Source organism: Ensifer sp. PDNC004, from assembly GCF_016919405.1.
In the GTDB taxonomy this organism is placed as follows: Bacteria; Pseudomonadota; Alphaproteobacteria; order Rhizobiales; family Rhizobiaceae; genus Ensifer.
The window spans coordinates 290,423-307,501 of record NZ_CP070352.1; the positions used below are offsets into that span (position 1 = coordinate 290,423).

Here is a 17,079-nt window from a genome sequence, read left to right on the forward strand (position 1 = left end):
GCAGGGCCGGCCTGAAAATCCTTCGCCAGCACAGCGGCCGGTAGCACGAACCGGCTGCGCGAACTTTGCACGACATGCCTTCGGCAATACTCCCCTATCGACCCAAGGCACGTCGTCGCTTGCCAACAACATTCATTCGATTGACTTAATCAATGGAATGATGTAAATTCAGCATGTCATGAAAAAAGAAACCTCGCCCCGCCCGACGAAGCAGGACCGCGGAGATGCCACCCGCGAGAAACTGCTGACCAGTTCCATCGACGTCTTCGGCCGCTATGGCTTTGACGGCGCCACCACCCGCATGCTCGCCGAAACGGCCGGCGTGAACCTCCAGGCGATCCCCTATTACTTCGGCGGCAAGGAAGGCCTCTACATCGCCGCTGCCGAACACCTTGCCTCGATCATCATCGACCACGTCGCGGACCTTCGAAACGCGGTTCTTGCCCGCCTTGCCCATCTCGACGGCCAGGGCCAGCCGCTGGAAGCCCACGAAGCCCGCGACATGCTCAGCCGATTGGCGCAGCACATGGTCGCCCTCTTCGTCAGCCGTCAGTCCGAAAGCTGGGCGCGCTTCATCATCCGCGAGCAGATGGAGCCGACGGAAGCCTTCGAGCGCGTCTATGCCAACGTCATGGGCCCGATGATCGGCATGGCCGGCCGACTGGTTGCCACCATCCTTGGCGAGGCTCCGCAATCGGAACAGGTCCGGCTGAAAACCCTGTCCTTCGTCGGCAGCATCCTCGTCTTCCGCATGGCCCACGCAGCCGTTCTTCGGCAGATGAAATGGGAGGCGGTCGGCCCCGACGAGCTCGACCTCTTGCGCCGGCATGCCGCCGAACTGGTCGCGGCCATTGAAAGCAAGCGGGAGGACCGGTCATGAACAAGCCAGCAATAGCGCTGATCCTGATCGCCGGTACCGCGGCCGGCGCCTGGTGGTTCGACGTTCCCGAGCGGCTCGGCTGGATCGGCAAGGAGCAGACCTCCGTGCTCTACGGCAACATCGACATCCGACAGGTTTCGCTTGGCTTCCGCGTCAGCGGCCGCATCGCAAGCCTTGGCGTCGACGAGGGCGACACGGTCAAGCCCGGAGACGTTCTGGCGACGCTGGACGCCGTCCCGTTCGAGCAGGCAGTCGCCGCGGCGCAGGCCGATCTCGGCGCGCTCAGAGCCAACCTTGCAAAACTGAGGGCGGGCGCACGCCCGACCGAAATCGCCCAGGCGCGCGCCACCCATGAGGAGCGCCTGGCCGATCTCGAAAACGCCGCTCTCGCCTATGAGCGTGCCCGGCAATTGCGCCCGAACGGCACCATCTCCCAGGCCAATCTCGACGAAGCGAGCGCCAACAGGGCAGCGGCCGCAGCGCGCGCCACTTCCGCCCGCGAGGCCCTGGCGCTCATCGAAGAGGGAAGCCGGATCGAGGATATCGAAGCGGCCCAAGCGCAGGTGCTTGCCGCCGAAGCCAAGCTCGAAAGCGCCCGCACCTCGCTTGCCGATACCCAGCTGTTTGCGCCGAGCGCCGGCACGGTCCTGTCGCGGGTGCGTGAAGCCGGCGCCATCGTCGCGCCCTCCGACACCGTCTACGTCGTCTCGCTGAACGAGCCCGTCTGGGTTCGCGCCTATGTGGCGGAGCCGGACCTTGGCCGCGTACATCCCGGCATGGCCGTCGAGGTCACCTCCGACAGTGCCCCGGACCACCGCTACAAGGCGACAGTCGGGTTCATTTCACCGGTCGCCGAATTCACGCCCAAGTCGGTGGAAACGCCGGAACTGCGCACCGATCTCGTCTATCGCCTGCGCATCGTGGTCGACAAGCCGGGGGCCGATCTGCGGCAGGGCATGCCGGTGACCGTACATCTGCCGGAGAAAGCTGGAGCCGCGCAATGAGCGACGAGGCGCCTTTCGTTCGCATCGCCGATGTGGTCAAGCGTTTTGGCGATGCTCCGCCAGCGCTCGACCATATCGCTGGCGAGATCCTCGGCGGGCGGATTACCGGGCTCGTCGGCCCTGACGGCGCGGGAAAGACCACACTGATCCGGCTGATGACCGGCCTCATGGTGCCGGACGAGGGCAAGGTCGAGGTTCTCGGTTTCGACACGGTGACGAATGCCGCTGATATCCAGGCGGCCATCGGCTACATGCCACAGCGCTTCGGCCTCTACGAGGACCTTTCCGTTCAGGAGAACCTCAATCTCTACGCCGATCTGCGCGGCCTGCCGCTTGGCGAGCGTGCAGCGACCTTTAACGAACTGCTCGAATTCACCGACCTCAAGCGCTTCACCGCGCGCCTTGCCGGCAAGCTCTCCGGCGGTATGAAGCAGAAGCTTGGCCTGGCCTGCGCCCTGCTGCGCAAGCCGAGGCTGCTCCTGCTCGACGAACCGGGCGTCGGCGTCGACCCGATCTCGCGCCGCGATCTCTGGAAGATGGTCGAGAACCTGACGAAGGAAGGCATCGGCGTCGTCTGGTCCACGGCCTATCTGGACGAAGCCGAAGCCTGCGACAGCGTTCTGCTCTTGAACGAAGGCAAGCTCCTGTTCACGGGCAGTCCCGCCGAACTGACCGCCAGGGTCGCCGATCGCGTCTTCAAGGTTTCCGGCATTACGCATGCGCGACGCCAGAAGCTCGCAAGCTATCTCGACGGCGACGATGTCGTCGACGGCGTCATCCAGGGCGAAGCGATCCGTCTGGTCATGAAGCCCGGGACTAAGCCGCCGGCCCCGGACGAACATTCCGCAGCAGCGGGCGTGGCGACCACCACGCCACGTTTCGAGGATGCCTTCATCGACATGCTCGGCGGCGGCCCCGGCGGCCGCTCGAAGCTCGCGGAAACCCAGACACCTTTCCCGACCGACAACGGGCGCCCGGTCATCGAAGCGCGCGGACTGACGAAGCGCTTCGGCGATTTCACTGCCGCCGACGCAATCACCTTCGACATACCACGCGGCCAGATCTTCGGGCTCTTGGGTCCGAACGGGGCCGGCAAATCCACGACTTTCAAGATGCTATGCGGGCTGTTGAAGCCAACCGCCGGCGAAGGCCGCGTCGCCGGCTTCGATCTGCGCCGCGATGCCGCCGAGGCGCGCAACCGGCTCGGCTACATGGCGCAGAAATTCTCGCTCTACGGCGATTTGAGTGTCGGCCAGAACCTGAGCTTCTTTGCCGGCGTCTACGGGTTATCCGGCGCGCGCAAACGCGAGCGCATCCGGTTGATGACGGAAATCTTCGGCTTCGCCCGCCTGCTCGGCATGTCGGCGAAGGATCTGCCGCTCGGCCTCAAGCAGCGGCTGGCGCTCGCCTGTGCCGTGCTGCACGAACCGGAAGCGCTGTTTCTCGACGAACCGACCTCCGGCGTCGATCCCATAACCCGGCGCGAGTTCTGGACCCATATCAACGGCCTCGTCGAGAAAGGCGTGACCGTCCTCGTCACCACCCACTTCATGGACGAGGCCGAATATTGCGACCGCATTTCGCTGATTTATCGCGGCCGGTCGATCGCGCTGGGCTCACCGGACCAATTGAAGGCCCAGGTCGCCAGCCCCGAGCTGCCGGACCCGACGATGGAGGATGCCTTCATCGCCCTGGTTCAGGGCTCGGAGGAGAAAGAGGCCGCATGAGCGCGCGCGCCACAACGACCGAGGGCCGGGCCACGAGAGCCAGACGCTTTGCCGCGCTGGTGCTCAAGGAAAGCTATCAGATCGTTCGCGACCCGAGCAGTATCCTGATCGCCTTCGTGCTGCCGATGATCCTTCTGTTTCTCTTCGGCTACGGCGTTTCGCTCGACACGACGCAGACCCGGATCGGCCTCGTCGTCGAGGAAGAAGCGCCGTTGACCCGCGATCTCGCCGCCGGTTTCCAGGCGTCACGCTACTTCCTTGTAACGGTCGGGCGCGATCGGCGTGATTTCGAGGAGGATCTGGTGCTCGGCCGCGTGCGCGGCATCATCGTGATTCCCGCTGGGTTCATGGCGGACTACGCCGCCGGCCGGCACCCGAATGTGCAAGTGCTCGTCGATGGCTCCGATCCAAATACGGCAAACTTCGTCCAGAACTATGCGCAGGCGACCGTTGCCAACTGGGAGCGCCAGCGGCTGAGCGATGGCGCCGGTCGGCCGCCGGCGATTTCCGCCGAGCAGCGTTTCTGGTTCAATCCGGAGCTCACCAGCCGGAACTTCCTGGTGCCGGGCTCGATCGCCATCGTCATGACGCTGGTCGGGACGCTGCTCACCTCCCTCGTCGTTGCGCGCGAATGGGAGCGCGGAACGATGGAGGCGATGATGGCAACGCCGGTTTCGGCAGCCGAGCTCCTTGCCGGCAAGCTCCTGCCCTATTTTATCCTCGGGCTCACCTCGATGACGCTCTGCGTCCTCCTTGCCGTCTTCCTCTTCGGCGTTCCTTTTCGCGGCTCGGTCGCAGCGCTCTACGCGCTATCAGCGACTTTCCTAATGCCGGCGCTCGGTCAGGGCCTGTTGATTTCGGCGGCGACCAAGAACCAATTCCTCGCCTCGCAGCTCGCGCTGATTTCGGCGTTTCTTCCGGCCTTCCTGCTTTCGGGGTTTCTCTTCGAGATCAATTCCATGCCGACGGTCATCCAGTGGATCACCTTCATCGTGCCGGCGCGCTATCTGATCCCGAGCCTGCAGACGGTGTTTCTGGCCGGCGACATCTGGCCGATGTTCGGCAAGTCCATTGCCGCCATGCTCCTGATCGGCAGCGTGTTCTTTGCGCTCGCCGCTCGCAGCACCCGCAAGAGGATCGGCTGAGATGTGGTGGACCAGACTGAAAGCCCTGATCGTCAAGGAATTGCTGGCGGTGCTGCGCGACCCCAAGGGGCGCACCGTGCTGATCGTGCCGCCGATCCTGCAGCTTCTGGTGTTTTCCTACGCCGCGACGCTCGAGGTCACCAATGTCGACGTGCTAGTGCTGAACCGCGACAACGGCCACTGGAGCCAGGATCTGATCGAGGGGATCGACGGCTCGCCCACCTTCCGAAGCATCCGCTTCACCGACAGTCCGCAGGACGTGCGCCTGGCGATCGACACTCAGCAGGTCATTGCGGCGATCGAAATCGGCCCCACCTTCTCGCGCGAAATCGAGGCAGGCCGGCCGGCGGAGGTGCAGGTCATCCTCGACGGCCGCCGCTCCAATGCGTCGCAGATCGTCTCCGGTTATCTCGGCCGTATCGTCGGCACGCTTGCCGCAGAGACGCCCGCCGGCAAGCGCTTGGCATCGGGGGCGGTCACCGTCGTCGCCCGCAACTGGTTCAATCCGAACCTTACCTATCAGTGGTTCATGGTCCCGAACCTCGTCGCCAGCATCGCGCTGTTGATCGGCCTGATCGTGACCGCGCTGTCGATCGCGCGCGAACGCGAGTTGGGGACGTTCGACCAACTCATGGTGTCGCCGCTTCGAACCCATGAGATCCTGATCGGCAAGCTGATCCCGCCGATGATGATCGGGCTCTTCCACATCACCATCTATATTCTGGCGGCCGTCTTCATCTTCGGGGTGCCGCTGCGCGGCTCGCTGCTGTTGCTCTATGGCAGCGCGGTGTTCTACCTCGCCTCCGTCGTCGGTCTCGGCCTGTTCATTTCGGCCCTGTCGATGACGCAGCAGCAGGCGATCCTCGGCGCATTCCTGTTCATGGTGCCGGCGATGCTGCTTTCGGGGTTTGCCACGCCGATCGAGAACATGCCGTCCTGGCTGCAGCCGATCACCTATGTCAATCCGCTGCGCTACTTCCTCGTGATCGTGAAGGGCGTGTTCCTCAAGGACATTCCGACGGTCGAGGTGGCGCGACAGACGATCCCGTTGTTTCTGATCGCCATCGTCACCCTCTCGGCCGCATCCTGGCTCTTCCGTCGCCGGCTGGAGTGATCAGTCCTTCAGGAAGCGCGCGATCGCCGCAATCTCATTCTGACGGATGTCGTGCCCGCCCGAATGCCACTCGGTCTCGGTTGCGGCACCCTGCCCCTGGAAGTAGTCCGCGAGCGCCTGGGTCAGCGGAGCCGGGCAGATCGGGTCACGCTCGCCGGCGGTAATCAGGACGCGACGCCCCTTCAGCGCCGCATTGTCTTTCGGGCGGAACGGGATCAAGGGATGCATCAGCACTGCCTTGTCGAAAACACCGCCTTCGATCAGAACGTTGGCGAGAATGTTCGCGCCGTTGGAATAACCAAGGCCGATCACCTGTGAAGCCTGATGCTCCGCAGCCAGCGCCTTGACGAAGGCCGCCATCTTCTCGGTGGCGCGGGCAAGGTCCGCCATGTCGTAGACACCCTCGCCGGTGCGCTTGAAGAAGCGTGCGGCGCCATATTCCGAAACGTCGCCACGCGGCGAAACGATCGTCGCTTCGGGCAGAAGCTCGGATGCGAAGGTGAAGAACTGGTTCTCGTCACCGCCGGTCCCGTGGAACACGAAAAATATCGGCTGGCCGGGCTTTCCGGCCTTCAGCTTGTGAACATAGCCATGATCTACCATTTTTGTCTCCTGGAGCAGGCTTCCAAACGGGTCGATGCCGCGTTCGAGCCTGCCTGATTCCAAAGCGTTGGCTTCACGGTTTCGACGAAACTGTGAACCGTTCTGTGCAAGTGCCGGTGCCGGAGGCTCGCCGCAGCGGCGAGCCTTCTCTGTCTTGGTCTCCTAGTCGATCTTCTCAAGGTGGCTTTCGAGGATCGGACGCAGGTGCTTGTGCTGCTGCGGCAGCTTCAGCGCCTCACCGAGATGGGCGAGATCCTCGTCCCGCTCGAAGCCCGGCTCGTTGGTCGCGATCTCGAACAGCACGCCGCCCGGCGTGCGGAAGTAGATCGCCCAGAAGTAATCGCGGTCGATGACCGGCGTCACCTGATAGCCCGTGTCCATCAGCGCCTTGCGCACCTCGAGCTGCATTTCGCGGTTCTCGACGGCAAAGGCGATGTGGTGCACCGAGCCTGCCCCTTGCGAGGCGCGGCCGATGTTCGGCATCGTTTCGAGGTCGATGACGCGGGCATCGTTGCCGCCGGGCACGATCAGACGGGTGACGCCATCCTTGCGATCGAGTTCTTCGTAGCCCATGAACTTCAGAAGCTCGGCCGTCGCCCCTTCGTCGCGCAGACGCAGGGCTGCGGAATGGAAGCCGCGGATTGCATGGTCCGCCGAAATGCCGCCTTCCGTCCAGGGCGCCCGCCCATCGTCCTTGACCTCGACGAGTGCGAAGCCGTCGCCGTCAGGACCGGCAAAATTCAGGCGCTTTTCACCGAAGGTTTCCTCATCCTTGAGACCGGTGACGCCCAGCGTCGCCAGCCGCTCCTTCCAGAACCCGAGCGAGCCTTCAGGCACAGAGAAGACGGTGGTTCCGACTTCGCCGGTACCGGCGCGGCCACGCGGCATCTGCGGGAATGGGAAATAGGTCATGACCGTGCCAGGCGTGCCGGCTTCGTCGCCGTAATAGAGGTGATAGACATCGGGCGAGTCGAAGTTGACCGTCTTTTTGACCCGGCGCAGGCCGAGCGACCTGGTGAAGAACAGGTTGTTCTCGCGCGCATCGTCGGCCATCGAGGTGACGTGATGCAGACCCTTGATCTGATTGAGCATTGCCGTGATCCTTTCTCTCCGGCGCCACCGGGCGCTCCGTTGGGTCTTAGATGCGCCTATCCGCTCCTCAGCGAAAGACGGCCGCAACCAAACGCATTGTCAACGCAGCATTGACGACACCCGGGATCCGTCAACAGACACGAATTCCGGAGGCGACTTGTGAGCCCTCGCCACGATGCTTAAGATCGATCGTCGGCATTTGCGGCGGCAACACGAGGAGGGGCGCGCATATCTGTGAAACATCGCTTAGTCCTGGCGTTCCTGCTGTTGCCGCTGCTTGCAGCCATGCTGGCATGGAAAGGCTATGCGGTCACGACCGACAGCTATTTGCGCGAGGCAAGCGCCCAGGCGACGACGGCGCTGCGCCTCGCCGTCACCGCGCTCGACGGCCACCTCAACCGATACCAGGCGCTGCCGGCGCTGATTGCGGATCATGACGACGTCCGCGAGCTCGTCACCCGCCCGCGCGACCGGCGGCTACGGGAGGCCGTCGACAGCTACCTCAAGGACATCAACGGCCTGCTGCAGTCCTCGGACATCTACGTGATCACGCCGGATGGCAACACCATCGCCGCCAGCAACTATGACGGGCCGACGAGCTTCGTCGGGCAGAATTTCAGCTACAGGCCGTATTTCCAGGAAGCGCTTCGCGGGCAGCAATCGCGGTTCTATGCGCTCGGGACCACATCGCTGAAGCGCGGCTACTTTTTCGGCTCCCCGATCCGGGTCGGAAACGAGATCCGCGGCGTCATGGTGTTCAAGGTCGATGTCGAGCGCATCGAAGCCTCCTGGCAGGGCGGTGAGTACAAGATTTTCGTCTCCGACCCGGAAGGCATCATCTTCATGTCCGGCGATCCGGAGTGGCGCTACGCGTCGGTCCTGCCGCTGACATCGGACCGGCTGGCACGAACCGAGGCCTCCAGGCGCTACGCCGACGCCACCGTGCACGCCCTTCCCGTCTTGGAGCGCGTCTCGTCCGATCGTCACTTCCTCACCGTCTCGGCCGGAAACTCGAGCCGCGAATACCTGATGCTTTCGCAGCGGATGCCCGACGCCGACTGGACCGTGAACGTGCTGGTCGATACGGCGTCGGTGCGAACACAGGCGCTGACGACTGTCATCGCCGCCCTGCTTCTGCTCTGCCTTGCGGGCCTCGGCGTCGCCATCATTTTTCAGCGGCGGGCACGGCTCAACGAGCGCCTGTCGATGCAGGCGGAGGCCCGGGCCGAGCTGGAGCGCCGGGTCGACGAACGCACCGCCGACCTCGCGCGCGTCAACGCCCAGATCGAGGAAGAGATCGCCGAACGGCGGCTGACGGAGAAGCAGCTGCGCCGCACGCAGGCCGATCTGATCCAGGCCGGGAAACTGGCAGGGCTCGGGCAGATGTCGGCCGCACTCTCGCACGAATTCAACCAACCGCTTGCCGCCGCCAAGACCTATGCCGACAGCGCCGCACTGCTGATCGAGCGGGGTCGATCCGACGAGGCGACCGACAATATCCGCCGCATCTCCGGGCTCGTCGACCGCATGGCGGCGATCAGCAAGCACCTGCGCAACTTCGCCCGCAAGCCGAACGAGAAACTCGGGCCCGTTCTCGTCGAAGACGTGGTGCGCGATACGATGGAGATCGTCTCGGTTCGGTTGAAGGCGGCGGCAGCGAGCATCGATATCGATCTCGGCGACGAGCCGCTCGTCGTTCGCGCCGGCTCGGTGCGCCTGCAGCAGGTGCTCGTCAACATCATTTCCAATGCCGCCGATGCTGTCGAAGGGCTCGATGACCGTACCATCCGCCTGCGTGCGCGACAGGAAGACGGCAAAGTCGTGCTGACCGTCAGCGACCCGGGACCGGGGATTGCCCCGGCGATTGCCGAGCGCATCTTCGATCCGTTCTTTTCCACAAAGGGCGTCGGCAAGGGGCTGGGCCTTGGCCTTTCGATTTCCTATAACATTATCAAGGATTTCGGCGGGAGCCTTATCGCCACCAACCCTGCGGGCGGCGGCGCCGAGTTCCGCATCGAACTCGCTGCCGAAAACAGCAACGCCCGGGAGGCCGCCGAATGATCGAGAGCCGGATCCTGCTCGTCGACGACGAAGAGGATGTGCGCCATTCGAGCGCCCAAGCGCTGGAACTCGCCGGTTTCCGCGTCGACGCCTTTTCGGCCGCCGAACACGCGCTCGAATTCATCAGCTACAGCTTTCCGGGCGTGGTCATCAGCGATATCCGTATGCCGGGCATGGACGGCATGACGCTCCTGCAGCGCATCCGCGAGATCGATGCGGAAGTACCGGTCATTCTCATCACTGGCCATGGCGATGTGCAGCTTGCCGTTCGCGCCATGCGCGAAGGCGCCTATGATTTCGTCGAGAAGCCCTTTGCAGCCCAGATGCTCGCCGGCACGATCCGCCGGGCACTGGACTGGCGCGCGCTCGTTCTCGAGAACCGGCGGCTGAAGGCGGTTGCCGGCAAGCGCGACGACATCGAGCAACGGCTGCCCGGGCGAAGCCAGGTCATGGTTGACCTGCGCTACCGTATCCGCGCACTGGGCGCGGCCGATGCCGATACCTTGATTATCGGCGACACCGGCGTCGGCAAGGAGGTGCTGGCCCGGACGCTGCATGACCTCAGCACCCGCGCCAACAGCCCGTTCATCGCCATCAACTGCGCCGCATTGCCGGAAAACCTGATCGAAAGCGAACTCTTCGGCCATGAGCCCGGCGCTTTCCCGGGCGCCATCCGTCCGCGCTACGGCAAGTTCGAACATGGTCGCGGCGGCACGATCCTGCTCGACGAGATCGGCTCGATGCCCTTCGACCTGCAGGCAAAGTTTCTGCGGGTTCTTCAGGAACGGGTCATCACCCGGCTCGGGTCGAACGAGCAGGTGCCGCTCGACGTGCGCTTCATCGCCACCAGCAAGGTCGATCTTGAGAAGGAAGTGGCAGCCGGACGCTTCCGGGCGGACCTCCTCTATCGCCTCAACGTCGCAACGCTCCGCGTGCCCTCGCTTGCGCAACGACGCGCCGACATTCCGCTGCTCTTCCTGCAACTGGTCAGGGAGTCGGCTGCGCGCTACGGCCGGGACGAGGTGGAGATCTCCCAGTCGATGCTGGCCGAAATCGCCGAGCGCGACTGGCCGGGCAATGTGCGCGAGCTGCGCAATGCCGCCGAGCGGCTGGTGCTCGGGCTCGATGCGGCCCCCGACGACAGCGTACGATCGGAAAACGGCAACCGCCTTGCCGACAAGGTGGCGGCCTATGAAAAGGGTCTGATCGCCAGTGCGATCGCGGCCCATGGCGGCGCGCTGAAGCCGGTCTACGAGACCCTCGGCATCTCGCGCAAGACCCTCTACGAGAAGATGCAGAAGTTCGGGCTCGACAAGAAACTCGTGGCTTCCGACTTCTCCGCAGAGAACGAGACCTGACGTTTGCTACGCCGAGAACGGAAATAGGGACGCGATCGCTCGCGTCCCCGCCAAATTTTGAAGGCCCGGCGGCTCAGACGTTGAAGGCAGCGCCAATCAGCGTCTTGGTATAAGGCTGCTTCGGCGCCTCAAAGATCGCGTCGGTCTCGCCTTCTTCGACGATCTTTCCGTTCTTCATGACGATCACGTAGTCCGACATCGCCTTCACCACCGAAAGGTCGTGGCTGATGAAGATGTAGGAAAGCCCGTGCGAACGCTGCAGGTCGCGCAACAGTTCGATCACCTGGCCCTGGACCGAACGGTCGAGCGCGGAAGTCGGCTCGTCGAGGATGACGACCTTCGGCTTCAGGATCATGGCGCGGGCGATTGCGATGCGCTGGCGCTGGCCACCCGAGAACTCGTGCGGGTAGCGATTGCGGGAGGCGGGATCGAGCCCCACTTCCTTCAACGCTTCCGACGCCCGGCGGTCACGGTCAGCACGGGTGAGCTCGGGCTCGTGCACGTGCAGGCCTTCGGTGATGATTTCACCGACGGTGCGCCGTGGCGAAAGCGAGCCGTAGGGATCCTGGAAGACGAGCTGCAGGGTGCGGCGCAACGGCCGCATCTGGCCACGGTCGAAGCCGGAAATATCCGTCGTGCCGAAGCGGTAGTGACCGCTGCTCGGCAGGAGCCTCAGGAGCGCCCGGCCGAGCGTCGACTTGCCGGAACCGGACTCGCCGACGACGCCGATGGTCTGCCCTTCCTTCAGGCGCAGATTGACGCTGTCGACCGCGCGGAAGACCGACTTGCCGCCCTTAAAGAGACCGCCGCCGATCTGGTAGTCGACGCAGACGTCGCGGCCTTCCAGGATGATCGGCGCGCTGTCGGGCGGAGATGCCTTGCGGCCGCTCGGCTCGGCAGCCAGCAGCATCTTCGTATAGTCGGCCTGCGGCCGCTCGAAGATGTCGGCCGTCGTACCCTGTTCGACCACTTCGCCACGGCGCATCACGGCCACGCGGTCCGCAAAGTGCTTGACGATGCCGAGGTCGTGGGTGATCAGCACGATCGCCATGCCGAAGCGCTGCTGCAGCGACTTCAGGAGATCGAGGATCTGCGCCTGGATCGTCACGTCGAGCGCCGTCGTCGGTTCGTCGGCAATCAGCAGATCCGGCTCGTTGGCAAGCGCCATGGCGATCATCACGCGCTGGCGCTGGCCGCCCGAAAGCTCGTGCGGGTAGCTGTCGATACGGCGTCCCGGCTCGGGGATGCCGACGAGTTCCAGCAGTTCAAGCACGCGCGCCCGCGCCTGCTTGAACGAGCCGCCCCGGTGATGGACGATCGGCTCGGCGATCTGGCGACCGATCGGGTAGAGCGGGTCGAGCGAGGTCATCGGCTCCTGGAAGATCATGGTGACCTTCGCGCCGCGCACCTGGTTGAGCGCCTTCGGCGGCAAGCCGACGAGCTCCTGCCCGCGGTAGCGGGCCGAGCCGGTCACGGTGCCGTTCTTGGCGAGCAGTCCCATGATGCCCATCATCGTCTGGCTCTTGCCGGAGCCGGACTCGCCGACGACGGCAAGCGTTTCACCGGTGCGCACATCGAGGTCGATGCCCTTGACCGCCTCGACAGTGCCGTCAGGTGTCGAGAAGTTCACCTTGAGACCGCGAACGGCCAGGATGGTTTCCTTGGTATCTGCCATGTCAGCGATCCTTCGGGTCGAGCGCGTCGCGCAGGCCGTCGCCGACGAAGTTCAGCGAGAACAGCGTCAGGACGAAGAAGATGGCCGGGAAGATCAGAAGCCACGGCGCCGACTGGATGTTGTTTGCGCCTTCCGAGATCAGCGCCCCCCAGCTCGTCAGCGGCGCCTGAACGCCGAGGCCGAGGAAGGAGAGGAAGCTCTCGAGCAGGATCACCTTGGGCACGACGACGGTCACGAAAACGATGACCGGGCCGATCGTGTTGGGGATGATGTGCCGGCGGATGATCTGCCAATCCGTGAGACCGAGCGCCTGAGCGGCGCCGACGAATTCTCGACGTTTCAACGCCAATGTCTGGCCGCGCACGATACGGGCCATGTCAAGCCATTCCACCGCCCCGATCACCAGGAAGATCAGGATGAACGAGCGGCCGAAGAACACGACGAGCACGACGACGAGAAAGACGAAGGGCAGAGAATACATGATCTCCACCAGGCGCATCATGACGTTGTCGACGCGGCCGCCGATATAGCCCGATGTCGCGCCGTAGACGACGCCGATGCCGAGCGACACGAGGCTCGCGAGCAGGCCGACGGCGATCGAGATCTGGCCGCCGAGCATGACGCGAACGAGCAGGTCGCGGCCGTTGGAATCCGTGCCGAAGGGGAAATATTCCCGGTCGACCTGGCCGGTCACCTTCAGCGTCTTGCCGTCGTTTTCCGATGCCACCACCTGGGTATCGCGGAATTCGTTGGCGCGGTCGAAGTAGCGCGTGGCACGGGAATCGATCGGCTGTTCGGAGGTAATCGTCGCGGTGAAGGTTTCACCCTCGAGATTGAACTCCTTCAGCGTGACGCGTGCCCGGGTGGCGACACCTTCCATCACGTCTTGAAGCGTCGACGTATCCGGCCGTGGCTCGAGGCTCGGGCTGATCGAGACGTAGGACGGGAACACCTGGTCATAGGTGTGCGGAACGAAGAACGGACCGAGAAACGAGAACAGTGCGATCAGCGCCAGCATGAAGCAGCCGGCCATGGCGGCGCGGTTGCGGCGGAAGCGCATGGCGGCGAGCTGGAAGAGGCTGCGCCCCTTCGTTTCCGGCGTCGACGCCGGGGTCTGGGCGATATCAGTCATGGCGAACCCTCGGATCGAGCAGGCCGTAGAGAATGTCGACCAGGAGATTGAAGACGATGACGAAGATGGCGACGAGAATAACCGTGCCCATCACCAGCGTGTAGTCGCGGTTGATAGCGCCAAGGACGAAGTAGCGGCCGACGCCCGGAATAGTGAAGATCGTCTCGACGACGGCCGAGCCGGTCAGAAGGGCCGCAGCGCAGGGCGCCAGATAGGAGACGACCGGCAACATCGCACCGCGCATGGCATGGGTGACGACAACCGTTCGAGATGGCAGGCCATAGGCCTTGGCCGTTCGGATATGGTCGGTATGCAGCGCCTCGATCATCGAGCCGCGCGTCAAACGCGCGAAAACTGCAAGCTGCGGCAGCGCCAGCGCGATCATCGGCAGGATCAGGAAGCGCAACGATCCATCACCCCAGCCACCGGCTGGCAACCATGCGAGCACGATTGCAAAGACCAGCGTCAGCACCGGGCCGACGACGAAATTGGGCACGGTGACCCCTATCGTCGAAAACGACATGATGGTGAAATCAAGCACGCTGTTTTGCCGAAGCGCCGCGATCGTTCCGGCGGTGACGCCGCCGATCAGCGCAATCAGCAACGCGTAGAAGCCGAGCTCCATCGAATAGGGCAGACCCTTGCCGATCAGTTCAGCGACGTTGTTGTCCTTGTAGACATAGCTCGGCCCGAAGTCGCCGGTCACCGCATTGCTGAGATAGTGCGTGTATTGGCGCCAAAGAGGCTGGTCGAGCTGGTACGTCTTCATCAGGTTCGCCATCGTTTGTGGCGGAAGAGGACGCTCGAGGTTGAAGGGGCCACCAGGGGCGAACCGCATCAAGAAAAACGAAATGGTGACGACGATAAACAAGGTCGGCACCGCACTCGCCAATCGGCGAAGGATGAAGGAAATCATGGACGTACTCCGGAGGCGACGCGCGGCCTTCCGACCGCGCGTCGTCTCTGTTCGTTATTCGGCGATGCTCAGGAACTTGCTGAGGTGCTCGTTCGGAGCATTGTCGGCCCATCCCTTGACGCGGCTGGCAACCAGCCACAGGTCGGCCTGTGTCAGAAGCGGAGCGATCGGCTGTTCCTTCATCAGCAGCGCTTCGGCGTCATGCATCAGCTTGGAGCGGGCTGCCGGGTCCTGCTCGTCGTAGGACTTCTTCATCAGGCCGTCGAATTCAGCGTTTTCGAAGTGGCCGTAGTTGAAGGTCTTGTTGGAACCGACGCTGAGCGCCAGGAAGTTCTCGGCGTCCGCGTAGTCAGCCTGCCAGCCGGCGCGGGCAACGTTGAACTTGCCGCCTTCCTGCAGGTAGGCGTAGTGCGAGGACACGTCGAGGTTCACCAGCGACACCTTGGCGCCGAAGGTGTTCTTCCACATGTCGGCGACGGCAGTCGCGACGCGCTCGTGGTTCGGGTTGGTGTTGTAGCGCAGCTCGATGTCGAGCGGCTTGCCACCTTCGCCGTAACCGGCTTCCTTCATCAGAGCGATGGCTTTGTCTTCGCGGTCGAGCTGCGACATCGTGCTGAACTCGGCCTTGGACGGCTCGCCGTAGCTTTCAATGCCCGGGGGAACCATCGAGTAGGCCGGCAGCTGCGAGCCAGCGTAGATTTCCTTGGCAAGGAAGTCGCGGTCTACAGCCATGGAAAGGGCCTGGCGGACGCGAACATCGCTATAGGGCTCCTGGCGGGTGTCGAAGGCATAGTAGTAGGTCGCGAGCGACGGCGAGACGTGGACCTGCTCGCCGTAGGACGTGCGCAGACGGTCGATCTGGTCAGCCGAGAAGTTATAGACGAGGTCCATTTCCTTGGCTTCGAAGCGGCGAACCGAGGCAGCCTGGTCGTCGATCGGGTAGAAGATGACCTTGTCGAGCTTGACGTTGGCGGCATCCCAGTAATTGGCGTTCTTGACGACGGTCAGGCTATCGTTCGGAACGTGGGCCTGCAGCGTGAATGCGCCGTTCGAAACCATGACGCCCGGCTTGACGAAGTCTGCGCCGTTCTTTTCGACGCTTGCCTTGCTGACCGGAAGCGCCGTCTGGTGCGCGAGCAGTTCCAGGAAGAAGGGGGTCGGACGCTCAAGCGTGATTTCGACGGTCTTTTCGTCAACGGCCTTTACGCCGAGCTGGTCGGCCGGCAGTTCGCCCTTGTTGACCTTTTCAGCGTTCTTGATCGGGAAGAGAATGTTGGCGTAGCCGGCTGCGGTCTTCGGATCTTCAACGCGGCGGAAGGAGAAAACGAAGTCTTCAGCCGTTACCGGCGAACCGTCCGACCACTTTGCATCGGCGCGCAGCTTGAAGGTGTAGACCGTGCCATCGTCCGAAAGCTCCCACGTCTCAGCAACACCGGGGACGATCTTGGCAGAGGCGTCATAGATCGTCAGGCCTTCATAGAGGTCCTTGAGGATGAACGCTTCGATGTTGATCGAGGTGTGGTGCTGGTCGAGCGTCTGCGGCTCACCTGCGTTGCCGCGATGCAGGACAGCTTCGGCAAGCGCCGGGCTCGCTGTGATAAGCAAAGAGCCGAGTAGCGCAGCAGCGCTCAGGTTGAGTTTCAGTGATGCCATTTTGTTTCTCTCCTTCCCCTTTTTTGGGTTTGTGATCGCAGGAGAGAAGTGCAAATCGTTCGCGAACGCAAGGCGGATTCTGCGACCGTCTGCATCTTTATCTATAGGCAGGGGATCGATCTATCCCATAGGTTGTATTTTGTTTGCGATTCTTTTCATCGCCTTTGCGACGGACATATGACGTGAACAGGGCATTTCTGCGAAATCTACTGCAACGTTTTAGGTCCGCGCTTTTCCTCGGCCGTATCGCGCCTCGAATCGCCCGCGATGCAAAGTTTGTGAATTTTGGCGGCAGTTTACGTAATCTGCGCAAAGAAAGAAGGGTGTTGCCGCAATCTTCTTGCGAGCCGTTCAGCTTCTGTCGACAGACTGTTTCCGAGAGTGCATCTACCACTATAGTGCAGAAGACGAAATCAGCGCCCAGGGGTTGCATTCAGACCCCTCGACTCCCCCTCCTCTCAGCCACCACCAGAAAGTGAAAACACTTCACACTGAAGGTGTTGCATCCAGTCCACAGTAAAATCGATTGAAGCGAGTTTCGACCTCTGGCAACCTGCCTTTTGCCCGGTTGTCAAACCACTTCGATGAACTATTGTGCGCCTGACTTCGGTGGGCGCGACCAATTCGCGCGCGCCGTCACGCCGCACGAAAAAGCCGGCCATCGACTTTGCCATCGATGCATTTCGTGCGGTTCATCGGCCGGATTGTTTTTGTGGTGC

At 63.1% G+C, this 17,079-nt stretch carries 13 protein-coding genes; 7 read left to right on the plus strand and 6 right to left on the minus strand.

What is annotated here, in order from left to right:
* The first annotated feature begins 178 nt into the window (after positions 1 to 178).
* The 5 genes from JVX98_RS01325 to JVX98_RS01345 are packed head-to-tail and all read left to right on the plus strand — an operon-like array spanning position 179 to position 5,870.
* On the plus strand, positions 179 to 880 hold the full coding sequence (locus JVX98_RS01325; protein WP_205236608.1) for a CerR family C-terminal domain-containing protein: 702 nt from the start codon (positions 179 to 181) through the stop codon (positions 878 to 880).
* A complete protein-coding gene (gene hlyD, locus JVX98_RS01330) occupies positions 877 to 1,884 on the plus strand; it encodes a secretion protein HlyD (protein ID WP_205236609.1) in 1,008 nt (335 codons plus the stop codon). The genes JVX98_RS01325 and hlyD overlap by 4 nt, the downstream gene beginning before the upstream one ends.
* Complete coding sequence (locus tag JVX98_RS01335; RefSeq protein ID WP_205236610.1) at positions 1,881 to 3,611, plus strand: ATP-binding cassette domain-containing protein; 1,731 nt, start codon at positions 1,881 to 1,883, stop codon at positions 3,609 to 3,611. Before hlyD ends, JVX98_RS01335 begins: the two co-directional genes overlap by 4 nt.
* Positions 3,608 to 4,756, plus strand: a complete 1,149-nt coding sequence (locus JVX98_RS01340; RefSeq protein ID WP_192449744.1) for an ABC transporter permease — start codon at positions 3,608 to 3,610, stop codon at positions 4,754 to 4,756. Before JVX98_RS01335 ends, JVX98_RS01340 begins: the two co-directional genes overlap by 4 nt.
* A 1-nt stretch (position 4,757) precedes the next feature.
* Positions 4,758 to 5,870, plus strand: coding sequence for an ABC transporter permease (locus JVX98_RS01345; RefSeq protein WP_205236611.1), 1,113 nt, complete (start codon positions 4,758 to 4,760; stop codon positions 5,868 to 5,870).
* Here JVX98_RS01345 and JVX98_RS01350 read toward each other — a convergent pair whose 3' ends face one another.
* Both JVX98_RS01350 and JVX98_RS01355 read right to left on the minus strand, forming a co-directional pair.
* Positions 5,871 to 6,473 carry an alpha/beta hydrolase gene (locus tag JVX98_RS01350; RefSeq protein ID WP_205236612.1) on the minus strand — a complete coding sequence of 201 codons (603 nt, stop codon included), beginning with the start codon at positions 6,471 to 6,473 and terminating at the stop codon, positions 5,871 to 5,873.
* Between the two features lie 162 nt (positions 6,474 to 6,635).
* Positions 6,636 to 7,565 (minus strand): VOC family protein, encoded by a 930-nt coding sequence (locus JVX98_RS01355; RefSeq protein WP_205236613.1) that lies wholly within the window; start codon positions 7,563 to 7,565, stop codon positions 6,636 to 6,638.
* A gap of 234 nt (positions 7,566 to 7,799) precedes the next feature.
* On the opposite strand from JVX98_RS01355, the gene JVX98_RS01360 reads away from it, so the two are divergent.
* Positions 7,800 to 9,626 carry a sensor histidine kinase gene (locus JVX98_RS01360; protein ID WP_205236614.1) on the plus strand — a complete coding sequence of 609 codons (1,827 nt, stop codon included), beginning with the start codon at positions 7,800 to 7,802 and terminating at the stop codon, positions 9,624 to 9,626.
* Positions 9,623 to 10,984: a sigma-54 dependent transcriptional regulator gene (locus tag JVX98_RS01365; protein WP_205236615.1), complete on the plus strand. Its 1,362-nt coding sequence runs from the start codon at positions 9,623 to 9,625 to the stop codon at positions 10,982 to 10,984. The genes JVX98_RS01360 and JVX98_RS01365 overlap by 4 nt, the downstream gene beginning before the upstream one ends.
* 73 nt (positions 10,985 to 11,057) lie before the next feature.
* On the opposite strand, the gene JVX98_RS01370 is transcribed toward JVX98_RS01365, so the two are convergent.
* The 4 genes from JVX98_RS01370 to JVX98_RS01385 are packed head-to-tail and all read right to left on the minus strand — an operon-like array spanning position 11,058 to position 16,360.
* Complete coding sequence (locus tag JVX98_RS01370) at positions 11,058 to 12,659, minus strand: ABC transporter ATP-binding protein (protein WP_192449738.1); 1,602 nt, start codon at positions 12,657 to 12,659, stop codon at positions 11,058 to 11,060.
* A gap of 1 nt (position 12,660) precedes the next feature.
* Positions 12,661 to 13,791, minus strand: coding sequence for an ABC transporter permease (locus JVX98_RS01375; protein ID WP_192449737.1), 1,131 nt, complete (start codon positions 13,789 to 13,791; stop codon positions 12,661 to 12,663).
* The gene (gene oppB, locus JVX98_RS01380) at positions 13,784 to 14,707 is read right to left on the minus strand and encodes an oligopeptide ABC transporter permease OppB (RefSeq protein ID WP_034799616.1); all 924 of its coding nucleotides are present in this window, start codon (positions 14,705 to 14,707) and stop codon (positions 13,784 to 13,786) included. Before oppB ends, JVX98_RS01375 begins: the two co-directional genes overlap by 8 nt.
* A gap of 54 nt (positions 14,708 to 14,761) precedes the next feature.
* On the minus strand, positions 14,762 to 16,360 hold the full coding sequence (locus JVX98_RS01385; protein ID WP_192449736.1) for a peptide ABC transporter substrate-binding protein: 1,599 nt from the start codon (positions 16,358 to 16,360) through the stop codon (positions 14,762 to 14,764).
* Between the last annotated feature and the right edge of the window lie 719 nt (positions 16,361 to 17,079).

What these genes read in the sequence shown, in the direction of transcription:
- JVX98_RS01325 (WP_205236608.1), top strand. Translation starts at nt 179, where the DNA reads ATGAAAAAAGAAACCTCGCCCCGCCCGACGAAGCAGGACCGCGGAGAT.
- hlyD (WP_205236609.1), top strand. Translation starts at nt 877, where the DNA reads ATGAACAAGCCAGCAATAGCGCTGATCCTGATCGCCGGTACCGCGGCC.
- JVX98_RS01335 (WP_205236610.1), top strand. Translation starts at nt 1,881, where the DNA reads ATGAGCGACGAGGCGCCTTTCGTTCGCATCGCCGATGTGGTCAAGCGT.
- JVX98_RS01340 (WP_192449744.1), top strand. Translation starts at nt 3,608, where the DNA reads ATGAGCGCGCGCGCCACAACGACCGAGGGCCGGGCCACGAGAGCCAGA.
- JVX98_RS01345 (WP_205236611.1), top strand. Translation starts at nt 4,758, where the DNA reads ATGTGGTGGACCAGACTGAAAGCCCTGATCGTCAAGGAATTGCTGGCG.
- JVX98_RS01350 (WP_205236612.1), bottom strand. Translation starts at nt 6,473, where the DNA reads ATGGTAGATCATGGCTATGTTCACAAGCTGAAGGCCGGAAAGCCCGGC.
- JVX98_RS01355 (WP_205236613.1), bottom strand. Translation starts at nt 7,565, where the DNA reads ATGCTCAATCAGATCAAGGGTCTGCATCACGTCACCTCGATGGCCGAC.
- JVX98_RS01365 (WP_205236615.1), top strand. Translation starts at nt 9,623, where the DNA reads ATGATCGAGAGCCGGATCCTGCTCGTCGACGACGAAGAGGATGTGCGC.
- JVX98_RS01370 (WP_192449738.1), bottom strand. Translation starts at nt 12,659, where the DNA reads ATGGCAGATACCAAGGAAACCATCCTGGCCGTTCGCGGTCTCAAGGTG.
- JVX98_RS01375 (WP_192449737.1), bottom strand. Translation starts at nt 13,791, where the DNA reads ATGACTGATATCGCCCAGACCCCGGCGTCGACGCCGGAAACGAAGGGG.
- oppB (WP_034799616.1), bottom strand. Translation starts at nt 14,707, where the DNA reads ATGATTTCCTTCATCCTTCGCCGATTGGCGAGTGCGGTGCCGACCTTG.
- JVX98_RS01385 (WP_192449736.1), bottom strand. Translation starts at nt 16,360, where the DNA reads ATGGCATCACTGAAACTCAACCTGAGCGCTGCTGCGCTACTCGGCTCT.